This is a genomic window from Escherichia sp. WS2035 (assembly GCF_046487065.1).
GTDB lineage: Bacteria > Pseudomonadota > Gammaproteobacteria > Enterobacterales > Enterobacteriaceae > Escherichia > Escherichia coli.
Window position 1 is genome coordinate 53,053 of the sequence record NZ_JBJQKD010000016.1, and the last position, 13,321, is coordinate 66,373.

Annotated in this window: 12 protein-coding genes; 4 read left to right on the top strand and 8 right to left on the bottom strand. The window is 39.8% G+C overall.

The annotated features are described in order from the left end of the window. Positions 1-15: 15 nt before the first annotated feature. The 8 genes from ACJHX4_RS21645 to parM form a co-directional block, all read right to left on the bottom strand. Positions 16-1,527, bottom strand: coding sequence for a TrbC family F-type conjugative pilus assembly protein (locus ACJHX4_RS21645; RefSeq protein ID WP_001256133.1), 1,512 nt, complete (start codon positions 1,525-1,527; stop codon positions 16-18). Next, positions 1,514-2,026 carry an IncHI-type conjugal transfer protein TrhF gene (trhF, locus tag ACJHX4_RS21650; RefSeq protein WP_001286759.1) on the bottom strand — a complete coding sequence of 171 codons (513 nt, stop codon included), beginning with the start codon at positions 2,024-2,026 and terminating at the stop codon, positions 1,514-1,516. Before trhF ends, ACJHX4_RS21645 begins: the two co-directional genes overlap by 14 nt. Before the next feature lie 277 nt (positions 2,027-2,303). Then, on the bottom strand, positions 2,304-6,608 hold the full coding sequence (rsp, locus tag ACJHX4_RS21655; protein WP_001232107.1) for an IncHI-type conjugal transfer protein RSP: 4,305 nt from the start codon (positions 6,606-6,608) through the stop codon (positions 2,304-2,306). 119 nt (positions 6,609-6,727) lie between these two features. Continuing rightward, complete coding sequence (locus ACJHX4_RS21660) at positions 6,728-7,282, bottom strand: hypothetical protein (RefSeq protein ID WP_000235777.1); 555 nt, start codon at positions 7,280-7,282, stop codon at positions 6,728-6,730. An 8-nt stretch (positions 7,283-7,290) separates the two neighbouring features. Continuing rightward, on the bottom strand, positions 7,291-7,716 hold the full coding sequence (locus ACJHX4_RS21665) for a hypothetical protein (protein ID WP_000836980.1): 426 nt from the start codon (positions 7,714-7,716) through the stop codon (positions 7,291-7,293). After that, a complete protein-coding gene (hdtA, locus tag ACJHX4_RS21670) occupies positions 7,706-8,158 on the bottom strand; it encodes a H transfer determinant A (protein WP_000952689.1) in 453 nt (150 codons plus the stop codon). The genes ACJHX4_RS21665 and hdtA overlap by 11 nt, the downstream gene beginning before the upstream one ends. 403 nt (positions 8,159-8,561) lie before the next feature. Then, positions 8,562-9,200 carry a hypothetical protein gene (locus ACJHX4_RS21675; protein ID WP_001107537.1) on the bottom strand — a complete coding sequence of 213 codons (639 nt, stop codon included), beginning with the start codon at positions 9,198-9,200 and terminating at the stop codon, positions 8,562-8,564. A gap of 11 nt (positions 9,201-9,211) precedes the next feature. Continuing rightward, positions 9,212-10,249 carry a plasmid segregation protein ParM domain-containing protein gene (gene parM, locus ACJHX4_RS21680; protein ID WP_000818955.1) on the bottom strand — a complete coding sequence of 346 codons (1,038 nt, stop codon included), beginning with the start codon at positions 10,247-10,249 and terminating at the stop codon, positions 9,212-9,214. Between the two features lie 363 nt (positions 10,250-10,612). Here parM and ACJHX4_RS21685 point away from each other — a divergent pair, with 363 nt between their 5' ends. From ACJHX4_RS21685 to ACJHX4_RS21700, 4 genes are read left to right on the top strand one after another with little or no spacing between them, the layout of a single operon-like run. Beyond that, positions 10,613-11,560 carry a metallophosphoesterase gene (locus tag ACJHX4_RS21685; protein WP_046788422.1) on the top strand — a complete coding sequence of 316 codons (948 nt, stop codon included), beginning with the start codon at positions 10,613-10,615 and terminating at the stop codon, positions 11,558-11,560. Continuing rightward, positions 11,557-12,393 carry a hypothetical protein gene (locus tag ACJHX4_RS21690; RefSeq protein WP_042634275.1) on the top strand — a complete coding sequence of 279 codons (837 nt, stop codon included), beginning with the start codon at positions 11,557-11,559 and terminating at the stop codon, positions 12,391-12,393. The genes ACJHX4_RS21685 and ACJHX4_RS21690 overlap by 4 nt, the downstream gene beginning before the upstream one ends. Beyond that, the gene (locus tag ACJHX4_RS21695) at positions 12,386-12,907 is read left to right on the top strand and encodes a hypothetical protein (protein ID WP_000598516.1); all 522 of its coding nucleotides are present in this window, start codon (positions 12,386-12,388) and stop codon (positions 12,905-12,907) included. The genes ACJHX4_RS21690 and ACJHX4_RS21695 overlap by 8 nt, the downstream gene beginning before the upstream one ends. Then, entirely contained in the window at positions 12,904-13,293 is a 390-nt protein-coding gene (locus tag ACJHX4_RS21700) for a hypothetical protein (RefSeq protein ID WP_001572421.1), read from the top strand. Before ACJHX4_RS21695 ends, ACJHX4_RS21700 begins: the two co-directional genes overlap by 4 nt. Positions 13,294-13,321 lie beyond the last annotated feature (28 nt).

The following is a 13,321-nucleotide window of genomic DNA, read 5'->3' on the forward strand; positions in this document are numbered from 1 at the left end:
AATCCGAGTTTCATATTATTTTTCCTCTGAAAGATTTGGGGCTCCGATTCCACGGACTTCTGCCTCGCTAAACAGGGTGATCCGGAATTTATCTTGGTCAGTAGTTATAAGCGCAGGTGTATTTTTAATCTGAAAGCGTGAGATAATCTGTTCGTTTACTTTAAACACCTTACCGTTAAATTTTTCACGTAAATCATTTAGGTGATCCCATCCATTATCTTTTTGGATACGGGTAAACATTGGCATTACTTTTCCACTACCCAGACGTTGTCGATACTGCTGCTCAGCCCATACCAGCTGGCCCGGATTGAGTGGATCGAAAATTATCATCGTCAGGTTTTGAGGAAATCTCGAAAGTGGATTAATCAACTCACCGGCGGAAGCTATTACACGGCCCTGCTTATCTTTTACGTCCTGAGTGACCCTCACTGTAGGGTCAATTAAAAATTCTTTGTGTTCCTGGGCAGGAGGGAGATCGACCATCCATTGATTTTTCCAGGTGTCCGCAACGGCCCTTTTTTTTGCACCTTCCCAGTCATATTTTTGTGCGCGTTCTTCCAGTTCTTTAATGATGCTCTTTTCTTCAACGGGATAAATCGTACCAGCAACAGGAAAAATGTCCTGATCGGGTTTTTTAGCAAGTTCTCGCTGAAAAAACTCAACGTTGAAGGACCCTACCATTTTTGCAAAACGAGCTTGCTCCCGAGAAATAATTGTCGGTACTTGAGTTACTTGATACTGACTGAAGCTATCAGGATCAATTGTAATCAAAGGAGATTCAAATTTTCCTTTGACAATCATTTGGTTTATTGCTGCCTGTGTCTCTGGTAGCCGAGTAGTTCCTTTCTTTAGACCATTGAAAACTACACGAGCTTTATGCTCTGAGGCCGTACGTAAAAGGTCTTCCAGTACATAATCCGGTAAGCTAAATGAAGCAAAGATCGTTATACCATTTTCAGTTGATAGTGCTTCTTCACGTGTGCTATCCATTTTTCTTTCGAAGTCAGCAGCTGTGATGCCCGAGGAACCAAACAATTTTTCGATATTTTTAGATTGTCCTCGCATGACTTCCGGCTTATTTTCCACAGCTTTCAGAGCCGCTTCATTAAGGCTGGCGTTTTCCTGAATTTCATCACGTCTTCTAATTATATCGTTGACAGCATCAGAGTTATTACTTTGGGCCCTTATAGCCTGGGTATGGTCTATAACTGCTTGAACACTATCCGCATTCATACCGGGCACGTAACCACGGTTTGTTTGCCTGCTCAGGTCCTGGTTTTTTTTGAGTGCTTCAGCTTGCGCAATGTACTTCTGCACATCTGGTGAATTTAGCGTAGCATCAAGGCTAAGAGCCCCATCTGGCTGCTGTGCACCTTTAGCCTGAGCGCCAAGCCCTTTTGCTTGCTGAGCGATTAGGTCAGCATCATGTTGATACTCAGTGCTTGCATTTGTATTACTTAAAACTGCACATAACGCAAGTCCAGGAAGTATTGGTAAATATTTTTTATTTACATTAAAAGATCGCATATGTTTTCCCAATTACTGAATTCAGCTTTACTGTTCCCCAAAAACGGGAATCCCATGAGTGATCGGTTTGCCCAATTAGGAAAACTTCGCCTTCAGGAATTATCAATTCTTTTTCAATCAAAATGGACGGAATACTGTATTTCTTTGAAATACGACGTGCATTAGCTTCAAAAAATTTGTCCCCGTTATAAACCCCATCCATTGTTACTTTGAGTTTGTCACCGCCCACACCGGCAACAATTTTTATGACTCGTTCATTTTCTGGGATAAAACGAACCGATTTCGGCATGTTGAAAGCTATGAGTTCACCAGTTTTAATAGTTTTATCCGAATGATCAATCATATAAAAATCAGCAGGCAGGCACCCATTCAATAAACCGTATCCAAATGTATAACGGGTGAAAAAGACACACATAACGAGAATCAGCAATAAAATATTAATGGGGACATACCAATCCAGTATAAGCAGCCCTCTCTTTTTAGGTATGTAGTCGCTCATATTTTTCTCACTAGCACTGAAGAATATTTTTACTAAGTAGATACACCTCTATCCAAGTAACTATTATCCATGTTTTTCAACGCTCGGAAGTCTGCAAACTAACCTAATATTAACCTATAAGGATGTTAATTTCTCAGCATGTAGACGCAGCCTTGTTAGCGGCCATGAAAGATACCTTTGTAGCAAAGTTACTTTCCGGTATTAATTTTTCAAAGGTCCAATTGTTGGGCATAAAAAAGCCGGGACAAAATGTCCCGGCTTTATATTTAAAAATTTATTACTCACTGCTTGGTATTGATACAGTGTTTTCAGACTTACTTGCCTCTTCAGCCGGTCCGAAAACTGTCACGTGCTGCGTTGCAAAGTCTCCACTATCATCATAAGCAATTACTTTTATGTCCTGCTTACCACGGTTAAGGTTTTTAGAAAGTGTAGCCGTACTACCGAAAACGTTCCTTAATTCGCCGTTGATGAACCATTCATATCTAACCATTTTTCCATCAGTATCATCACATTTATTGGTAAAGCTCCAGCTTAGGTTGGTTTCCGTGTAGCTCAATGTACAATTAGGCACTGCGTTTTTAACGACATCAAACTCAACAGATGCTGAACCTCTCTGTCCAAGTTTACTAACAACATCAATTGTGATCTCGTATTTCTTTTCTTTTAAACCCGAAATCAGTTGAGCCCAATAATTTTTGCCGCTGGGTATTACCTCACCGTTCACCTTGTATGTGACCGTATCTATCGAGTCCGCCGAATGAGATAGCTTGATGTTTGACCTTAAGGTTACATCGAGTGGAGCTCTCATATATTTGTTAGAGAACTTGGGTGTCATCTCAACGTTCATTGGCGTTTGTTCATCGACAACAAAGGTATTTTCGATACGCTGTTCATTGTTGCGGTTATCTTTGAAAACAACCATCAATGTATATTTGCCAGGATTTTCAATTGTAAATTCTTTGGTGTCACCTTCATCTTTAGTGATTACCAGATTCTCTTTGTCGTAAATCCATTCTCGGGAATAAGTAACACCAGGATAGTCTCCATCCTTAATACCGCTCAACGCAACGCGTAGGGTGGTCGGTGCCATGTCGTATTTAAGTTTGGAGCTTATTTTCATTTCGGGGAATTTATAAACCCACGATTTGACAGAAACTCTACGGGTAGAAACCGTATTCTCCTTATTGTCCGCTAACCATGCACTGTATTCAAAAGCAGCATATCCCTGTTTATCCAACATTTGCTCAGTAAGGGTAACAGACAGTGTAGAGCCTTTAAATGTCTGGCCATCCGGTGTTTTCCATTCTTCAACTACGTTATTACCATTCTGGTACTTACTGTTAGGGTTCGTGAACTTACCTTCCAAAGTAACTTTTTGACCAACCTCTACCTTAGAAACCCCCGTTACCGAGACAGAAAGGCGCTTGGGTTTTGCGGCTGCCAACCGAGCAGACGTTTCCTTCCATGAAGACTCCTCTGCCAGTTCATCGGAATCAAGGTAACGCATCCGGGCATAAATCGTAGACGGTAGGGTATCAGCTGAAGCCACAGTGTAAGTTGTATCTCCCTGCACCCAGTTGACTTTATCCTCTGACCAGAGAACCTCAGCGGTGCCTGCTGGTATAGGCTCATCGTTATCAAGCAGGGTTACAGGTACATCTGAGCCCTGAAGAATGTCTGTCACATCTATACTGAGCTTAGGCTGCTTGTAGGTAACTACCGTTAAGGCATCTGTGTAGGAAACCTTAGATGTGAATTTATTGGTCATTTTTGCCCTATAAAGCCACTTTCCTACTTCTGTCTTTTTGATACTTACACTTCTCTTTCCGGTCATGTCGGAAAGCATATTCCAGGTTTGACCATTATCAGAGGACTGCTGCCATTCGGTGGGGGCAAGTGCGTCAGAGTTAGCAGTACTGGCAGATTTGAAGCTTACCAGAGTACTAAGTGGGATCCTTCCGATAATAAGGCTTTTCGACAGGTTACCCTCCAGTTCCTCACCTTTATAGATTCGAATGCCTACAGCACTGGTCTCACGTTTCATTTCAAAATCAGAGAATGGCGATCTGACCTTAGCCACACCAACCAGACGCATATTACCCAGATCCATATTTTCAATTTTAATCTTGGTTTCGACAATGCCCGCATCATTGACCGGCAATGCTTCAGTCAGCGCAGTTCTTTCGTATGTAGTTTTATAACGGCCTGTTTCTGGATCTTTGCCGTATACACTTTTTTGCGAGTATATCGTGACGTCCCATTCTCCCATTGTTTTACGGTCAAATGCACTTTTACGTGTGGAGTTGTTATAACGCCCCACTGTTACCTTTAAGGGCACTTCAAGAGATGTGGCTGTTTTTCTGTCATCCACTTCCATCGATGCTCGAATATTGAAATCAGGCACCGTATATACGTTGAGTGTGTCTGTAGTTCTTAATTCTGGATCCTTTGAGTATTCTACAGCTATGTCAAAGACGTTCTTTGTCCACAATGGTGCAGCAGCAACCTTAACCCTTTGTACAAAGGTCGTTGCATCGTTGTTTGAGGAACGATTTTTAAATGACGTTTTGACAGCCTCAGAGCCGTTTTGAGAGACGATCATCGTAACGTCAGCTGGTACCACCTTCGCTAATATTCGAGCGGCCTCCCCCCCGGTCGTATAAGCCAGAGCAGTGTTCGGATTGATGCCAGCTATGACTTTATTCTTTTTGTAAGAGATGATCGGGTTGTATGGTAATTGTGTGGTCAGAGTACGGCGATTCCTTGCGGATACCGCTTTAGAGCCCTTCCCGTTAATCATATAGACTTGATAGTCGAGCAGATTCTCACCTGTTTTATTAAAGAATCCAGTTAGACCCGGGGTACGTCCTTTAAAATAGAACTCCAACCCATCAGGGACATTGTTCCACTGAGGGTAGCATGCTGTAACATCTGATTTTTCCCCATACCAGGCGAGGTAAGCATTCGCATTTTCCTCTGTGGTAAACAGAGTGCATTTATCACCAGCTGTTTGACTAAGCAGGTCCGTATACTGACGTACACGCGAGTAAAGAGTTACGTTTTTTTCCAGATTCTTGAGAGTGAATCCAGTAGGTTGATAAGTGAAAACGGTACTGAAATTAACGTTTTTTCCATAAAGGTTTTCAGCCACCACAGTAATCTCGTGATCCGAATTAACTGCTAAATCGTCTCCAACCGGCAGGTAGTAAATACCTCTATAATTTGTAGGTGTTAACGAAACTACTTTGTTGTCTATTGTTACTGATTTTATGTCAGCAACCCCAGCCTGCCCCTGGAAAGCTGCAACGATAATCTCGTTCAGGAAGTATACGGGTGCTCGTTTAGTTAATACCTGCCCATCTTTGAGAACCATAAGCGTTGGGTTATCAGACAGCATCAGTTTGCTTTCAGGCTCAGTGTACGTAGAAGAGTTTTTGCTCGTATTTTCTACTGTAAAAGTCGCTGCGTAGGACCCGTTTATAAGATCCGTTAAGTCGAAGATATAGAGGTACTCATCACCGACTTTTTGAGGTCCACTTACCGGCTGTAAAGTTCTACGTAAAGGGGTTGCCCAGGACTGTTTGAAATCAATCTCAGTGCCATCATCTAAAGTCACTTTAGTCGTCGGTTTAAACACGCCATCCGGAGTCATAGTGAGCGACATAGCTGTTGGGAGCCACCATTCACCTTCTGTTTCTTGCTGGGGTACCTTAACGGCCACAGCAACGGTTTTGGCTCCGGTATAGATGTCCTGGCCACCTACTTTGATTGTTTTAGCCTCATCGGTAAAATTCCAAAGTGTATGGTCTACTACAGGAGGCCGATAATCCCAGTTAACAACAAGCTTTTTGGATTCAGGAGGTGCGAAATAATTATTCTTAGAGTTTGCTGTAATTGTGATATCACGTGAACCCAAAAGTTCATCTGTATCACTGGCCTTAATGCTTCCAACTTCAATGGTACAGGAAGTTCCGCCAATAGGAACTTCACAGGCGGAGCCTGAACCTATTGAGATGTATTGAATATAATTGCGGGGCTCAACAGAAACAGCGATATCTTTGATCGCTTCATCCTTTAAATACGATTTGAAAGAAAAGCCGTCATAGACTAATCCGTTCAGGGATGATTTAAGACCGGTGATAGTAGGTTTTACCGGTGCCACACTTTTGATTGAATATTCACCTTTTACTATTTCAACTTTTTTCCGTTCAGAACCAGAGAAGTAAGAAATCTTGTAAGGTAGTTTTAAATCACCGGTGGTGTTGGGAACGCCTGAAAGAGTGAAACCGTTAGAAGTAAATCCCAAGGTATTGGGTAACCACTCAAAAAAACAAACGAGGTTATCAACAGAGGAAGTCGCTCGATCATCAACCGTTACATTACAGGCTGTGCCTGCACCTGAGGCAGTGATAGTGTTAGAATTAACGTATGCAACAAAGTCGCCCGGCCCCGGGTCAAAGGATACGGCTGGCAAATCAGCCTGTAGCTTTCCTGAAATCATAATCGCTTCGGCATAGACCGCTTTAATCGGAGCAATTAAAGAAAACAACAGGGCTAAACCTAAACCTGATTTTCTCATGACGAATACCTGTTTTTCTGAGCAAAATTAAACTCACTTTACGATGAAAAACAGAAATATCCGTTCGTATAATATTTAAAAAAACCTGTATTTTTCCATGTATACCGTATGTTAATACGCTATTTTGAATTCTTGGCTTCAGATAAGCGAAGCGCGGTAATTATAGACTCGGAGCTTACCCAAGGCGTTTTTTGAGCAAGATATCCAAGTATGTAGAGGCCAATTTTAACGCAGTCCATTTGTGAGACGGGGACCATGTGCATGAAGGGTTTTAAGCCGTCTTTATCGACTGGAACTATCCCTGCTGATAACAACAAACCGCCCCTCTCGTTTGGGGTAACGCTTATATTTTTGTATACGACGTGGCCATGATGTGAGGTTTTCCTCTTATCAATTTTTAAAGTATGCATGATTCTAAGAAATACAGATGCCATCTGCATAACTTCATTCGTCGACAATTTTAGAAGTACAGAACGGTTTGAGCCCCAGTCATAATCTTTTTTGGCGTTCCTCGGAGCGACGTGCAATGTAAGATAATAATTATCAATCTCATTTGAAAAAGGTGAAGGTTTTGATGAGCTAACATCTTCATTGTTCATCTCAATGACAAGTGCTGCATCCTGACCAAAAGCTTTTACATTATGGTTTTTAAGAGAGAAGTCTGAAGTTGCCATATAAAAAGTCACTTTTGATAAAACCACATACCACCTAATGATTCATCATCGGCAAGATGCTTGAAATTTGAGAGTGTATATCCTGTTTTGGTTTCAGAAATCACCATGCTGTAAGATGCCGTATGTACAAGGCGAGAATTGTTTAGATCAAGATCATCACAAAAACCAGGGCTTTTGACGGGGTCAGCCTTTTCAACAAAAGTTACTTTTGAAGCGATGCCGTTGATCACGATTTTCTCGTTATCAGCAATTTTAATGTTTAAAGAAGGCGAGCTTTTATCACATGGCAGGAAGAGTGATGTCTTTTTAAATGTGTTTCCAGTGAAGTCCAAAAGGTCAGGTTTAACCGGAACATTGTTTAGGATTTTATAAACTCCAGCAAATGCACATATCACAACAAAACCAGATAAAACATATCTAATCTTAGACTTCATCCCCCAGTTCCTCTCCTAAAAGTTTTAACGCACTTACGCACATAAGCCTCAACTGATACAGTAAGTTATCAGCGGTTATTCCACCAACGAAGGTAACTGTACGTCGTATTGATGCTCCGCCAGGCTCGCACTGGATATGGCCGATACCAGAATCACGGAGGAAGTCATTTTCTGCACTTACAAGGTCTGACTCTACAGGTGGAATGATAACTTCAATGAGTATTGTATCAACTGGGGCCCACTCCCAATCGAACTTAAGAGAGGAAATTGGGGATATAGAAACAAGAAGCTCATCAATATTAAAAATTACGGGTTTTATTCCCATAACCTCAGACTGAATGAAGTGGCTTTCTACCATAACTACCGGAAACTCTGAAATAGTCAGAACTCCGATTAACTGGTCTCGGCGTAAACCATGTATTAGTGAGTTGCGAGATAGCATTCGATCAGCCTTTATTATAATAATCAAACATTTGGGACAAGAACAAAAGGGATTACAGAAACGAAGATTCTACATGAACATCGTTGTCAGTGACCTTAGGTCCATCGGGTATAAGGGTATCAAAAAATCCTTACATAACCATTAAAGCACAGAGACTTTATAAGTAAAATAATAATTAAGTACCAGATTTATTAAGATAATTCTTAGGTTTTTTACAAATTTAGGAAAAATCCGCACTTCCTGTAACAGCACCCAAATTAACCTAAAATACCGTTTCATTAACAGTAATTTTACATACCCAGGTGAAGCCTGAAATTATTATAACAAAAAAAAGGCCAGCAAGTATGCTGGCTTTCCTGGTAAGACAAGTTGGAACTCAGAAGTCGATTGTACTGTCTCTCACCTATCTTGCCAAAGTTGCCAGTCGCTTGTTTGCCTTAGCTTTAGATTTTATGCTTATGGAGGCGGTTTGATTTTCATCCGATACTTTTTCTAGCACTGGCACCACAGCGGAAATGGACTTTTCTTTTGAAATTTTGGATGCATCTGAAGAAAGTGGGCTTTCAGATGGTATAGAGGTATCGCTTCCCTCATTTTCAATCTTCACACCAAAGCAGGCATGTTCCTTTTGTACAAGGAAGGTTTCTTTTACAGAAACAGAATCCTGCTTTGAATTATCTAATTGTAGAGGTGTTAAATACTCCTTAAACTTTTGATCTAAGACATTCTCTAGCAATACATTAATAGGAGGCTTAGGTTCAGTATCTATAGTATTTCCATCATTCAGAAACCTATTAAGATCTGCAAGTGTTAATCTTTCGTTTAAACCATTTATAAAATTTGCCAAGTCAGGAAATAAATTATTCAATACCAACCCGGTACTAATAGCCGACCTAATTAAATCCAGTTGGTCACCCCTATGAGAAAGTTCTGTTTTTTTCAAGAAACTATAAACATAGGGTGCTTTTCTTTCGGATATCCAGAAAGACCGGATCTGAATCCGGTCGTTATCTGCCTTATTTGAGATAGGGTTTTTAGCCATGTTCTAGCTCATTATTCTGAATAAATAGTATCAGCAATTGCCAAAGATAATGCGAACTGCGGATTGTCTACCATGATAACTTTAGCCGTTTCAAAATGTTTACGAATAGCTGTTTCGATGAGATATGAACCTCCCCCAACAAGGAAAACATTATGAGGCCTCTCTTCGACTTGTGTAACCGCTCTGATTACTTTACTTTGCAACTTCTGTACCGCAGAGTTTACCGCATCAAAAACACCGTCACGCTTGTCCTCTGCAACCTTCAAAGCTGATTTATCATGACGATTATCAACAAGATGATGAATGTAAGCATTACTCGTATTCAGTTTCTCAGATTCAAGATACCTGCTGATCTCATCGTAAACAATAGAACAACCAATACGGTCAAAACCTTTTACTTTCGAAATCTGTTCTAATTGCCCAGTAATACTTGCAACATCAAGAGTAGTACCACCAAGATCAATTACCAAACTTGATTCAAATGAAGCAATATCCTCAATTTCATCTGCCCGGGTCACAGCTGGTAAAGATTCAGGGAAAACAGTCACAGACAAAACGTTGAAAGAATAGCGTTTACCGTCAAGATAACGCTCAACTGGTTTCATCAGGTTATCTTTTTTTCTCTGAATATTTTCAATATTCGTTTCCCCTAAAGCAGTATAGAACTGGCTAAGAGGTAAAGTAACAAAGAGGTGAACATCCTGAGGAACTAAACCAGAAGCATGAAGTGCATGGTGAACATTTAACCGGCTAATTTCATCGTATTGGTGAGATACATCAGTCGATTCCAGTGAGTTACTAGATTCGCTGTGATGCGAAAACCTTTCCAGCCCATCAATAAGATAGTTAAAAGGATTGAGACCCTCATGGCGAACACGGAAATCTGGAACAAAACTATTTTGTGTGAGCAAGGGAACTAATTCGTTTCTTTCATTAAGACAAACCAGTTTTGCAGCTTTACTTCCATCATCGACAACGATTTTTAAAGCTTCAGTGATATCCTGCAATGATTGTGAAACAGGACTTTCAGATTTTAATAGTTCAGCCATAAAAACTCTCTTTTATTAATAGGACCATATTAGATATTAACTTTATACATTAATGGTGACCTATTATCAACATCAACACTATTAAAAAAATACGTAACTCTATGTTATTTCAGCATCCTTCCATTTTAAATACATTACCGTTAAATATCCTGTATTCATGAAGTAAACATGTTTATAAAGGAGCCAATTATAATCAGAAAGTTACTTTGCATCCTAAGTATGAACTGTTTGAGAGCCAGGACTGGAGCCTTTACCAGTAAGTAACAAAGGTCCTTAGGCTTAGAATCCAAAATGACGCCTTTATGTAAAAAAATCATAGCTCGAAATACCGTATCATCGATGTAAACATACGTAGAGGAATTTATGGCAGCTGAGCACGTCCAAACTATAGACCTTACAAACTTCTCGGGAAGGATTTTCTTTCTGGCAGATCCTCATGGACATTACTCTGCGCTGTGCAACTTGATTCAATCAGTTACAAAGCCAGAAGAAGAGATAGTAATTTTCTCTACTGGAAATTTGTTTGACTATGGGCCGGAACCCATAGAGTTGATGAAGGCGATAAACAGTGGCTTTTTCGATGGACGTTTTGTGAGGCATTTCTCAGCTGCCGGAGCCGGAGAAGAAATGTTAAAAAAATTGTTACCATTAAACAAAGACCGGAGAACATTTTACCCCAGCACATACCTCAATGAGAGATGGTGTGTAATGGGCGGAAAGTGGCATAAAGCTGTAAATCGTTACTATTTAGAGGAAGAGATAAAAAAACTTCTTAATACCCAGCTTGGTACGATGATGCAGATTTTACTCAAAGGCGATATAAAAATTGGGGTTTGCCCTTCTGATTACGCCCCTATCCGCACATCATTCACTGATACTTATAATGCGCTTCAAGCATTCAACTATGCCAATGTGAATATTTTTCAGAGCCAGTTTCTATTCGGTATGGACCATGCCGTAATACCAATGATGATAAATGACGTCAACCTTATGGTCCTAGGTAGGAATCCTGTAAACAGCATTCGAAAAGCCCATGGTCGTACTCAAAACAATCTTCCAGTACTGATCGGTAATTGTTTACATATAAATACTGGATCACTCTATATGTCAAAATTAGAAGACCAGGTAATAGTTGCTCCGGGTATACCGCCAACTGACTCACCAGCACTTACATTAGTAGAAATAATCATGAAGAACAATCCAGTTTTATTGTGTCATCAGCTAATACAAACAACAAACAAGTTTTATTCACTTAAAACCTATCCGTTAGAACTCGATTCGATTGAAAACAACATTGAGGTAACAAGATGAAGATAAAATGGAAGATTATCTCAATTTCAACATTACTTTTGCATCTTCACGCAGCAGCTGCACCACATCAAGAGAAAGAGCAAAGAAAAGATGCTTTTTCTTCTGCCGCTCAGAAAAGTGATTCACTTATATCTGCTAAAGCGGAGCTTATAAACGGAAGGTGGTTTATAAATGGTAAATATAGGCCTGTTCTAAAGACCAGCATGACCAAAACCAATTTCTTAGAAATCATGAATGTTTCAAATAAAGAATCACTTTTTATGGTGATACCGAAACTTGAGTATAATATCATTGCCAAAAATAAAATCTTACTAAATGAAAAAATTGCATTAAGCGAAGGCACATCCGGAAAAAGCATTATTTGGGTCGAGCCTAAATCAAGTATAACTATATCGTTTATAAATGACCTTGCTAATACGCCCCTTCAGGCTATCGTTTCGATCACAAGAAACAACAAAGATGTAATTGCCATCTTTGGACCGGATCAGGGTAAAGGGTTTACTCTTCCCGGAAAGACATCTAATGATCAAGTGTCCGTTCCTGACGATTCTGATCTAAATATAAAAAAACTTAACATACCTCAAAGTGTTGGTAATTCAGTAACCATCAATCCTAAAGAGAAGAATTACCTCTTAGTTGGACAAGTAAAATATAAAATCTTATCTCTTCCGAAATATCAACATTTAGAATTTTCTGAACCGGTTTATATTGAGAAAAGAAAAGATATCCTCGGTGGTTATCGTTATTGGACGAAAGAAACAATTCTCTACCCCGGTGAATCATTATCTTTTATAACCAGCGCCAAAAACAATCTAAGGAAGCGGGATGATTAAAGTTATCACACTTTTATTGTTTGCATTACTGACTGGTTGTCAGTCAGTAGAAAGTAAAATCGAAGAACTCCCGACAGTTGGTTTTGACCCTATTCTATACAATAAAAGTGAGGCCTTTACTGACGGAAAAGTTACTTTACGTGTCGAAAGTTCAGGAACTGATGTTTGGCTTGTCGCCAAGAATGGAACCAGAAGTTTTATTGAGCTTTCAGGCCTAACGCTAGGTGGTAGTCGTTGTGCTTACAATGCCCGTAGTAAGCAACTTTTGCCCCCAGGCAGCGTAAGCACATTCGTAGTTCCTACGGTTGGAATGCTTGGACTTTGCTTCAACAATGAAGATCAACTTATGTTTATTAACCGTGCTTTTAGCAGAATCTCTCCCAAAGCAAAAGGAAAAGATTCTCTTTCTCTTTTATTTTCTGTTAGTTACGATTTTCCCGGAAAAGCGGACCTAATTAATAACCACGATTTTCAAGAGTTATATCTTTTATTTTTGAATGAGGATAATCTATGAAAAAAACATTAATTGTTATTTTATTATGTTTTTGTCACTCAGTTTTAGCATATCCATACCGTATCTATACTGTCCCGGAAGGGGCATTAGTAAAAAACATACTAACTAATGAATATCTAGGAAAAACCCCTGTGGTTGTGGACGTGAGCAATACCGAAGCTGGTTCTACTTTTGGGATTTCTTTATTTAGACATGAAAATGTTGCTATAAAGATTTTTACAGTAATGCCTTCAGCAGAAAATAATTTTGCTGTTTCTGGACCTGACGTTGCAACTATGTCATTGCCGGGCAAAGCACCTTTAAACGTAGTAAATGATGGGAATGGCGCTTCTGTTCATATAGAACTAAGACCTTATATGTCTGAACCTGCGCACACCCCATATTAATATAACAAGAAATTAAAAATATAAATCA

Bases quoted from the DNA above. Each gene is read 5' to 3' on its own strand.
- ACJHX4_RS21700 (WP_001572421.1), top strand. From the start codon at position 12,904: ATGAAAAAAACATTAATTGTTATTTTATTATGTTTTTGTCACTCAGTT.
- ACJHX4_RS21665 (WP_000836980.1), bottom strand. From the start codon at position 7,716: ATGAAGTCTAAGATTAGATATGTTTTATCTGGTTTTGTTGTGATATGT.
- ACJHX4_RS21690 (WP_042634275.1), top strand. From the start codon at position 11,557: ATGAAGATAAAATGGAAGATTATCTCAATTTCAACATTACTTTTGCAT.
- ACJHX4_RS21660 (WP_000235777.1), bottom strand. From the start codon at position 7,282: ATGGCAACTTCAGACTTCTCTCTTAAAAACCATAATGTAAAAGCTTTT.
- trhF (WP_001286759.1), bottom strand. From the start codon at position 2,026: ATGAGCGACTACATACCTAAAAAGAGAGGGCTGCTTATACTGGATTGG.
- ACJHX4_RS21685 (WP_046788422.1), top strand. From the start codon at position 10,613: ATGGCAGCTGAGCACGTCCAAACTATAGACCTTACAAACTTCTCGGGA.
- ACJHX4_RS21695 (WP_000598516.1), top strand. From the start codon at position 12,386: ATGATTAAAGTTATCACACTTTTATTGTTTGCATTACTGACTGGTTGT.
- rsp (WP_001232107.1), bottom strand. From the start codon at position 6,608: ATGAGAAAATCAGGTTTAGGTTTAGCCCTGTTGTTTTCTTTAATTGCT.
- ACJHX4_RS21645 (WP_001256133.1), bottom strand. From the start codon at position 1,527: ATGCGATCTTTTAATGTAAATAAAAAATATTTACCAATACTTCCTGGA.
- hdtA (WP_000952689.1), bottom strand. From the start codon at position 8,158: ATGCTATCTCGCAACTCACTAATACATGGTTTACGCCGAGACCAGTTA.
- parM (WP_000818955.1), bottom strand. From the start codon at position 10,249: ATGGCTGAACTATTAAAATCTGAAAGTCCTGTTTCACAATCATTGCAG.
- ACJHX4_RS21675 (WP_001107537.1), bottom strand. From the start codon at position 9,200: ATGGCTAAAAACCCTATCTCAAATAAGGCAGATAACGACCGGATTCAG.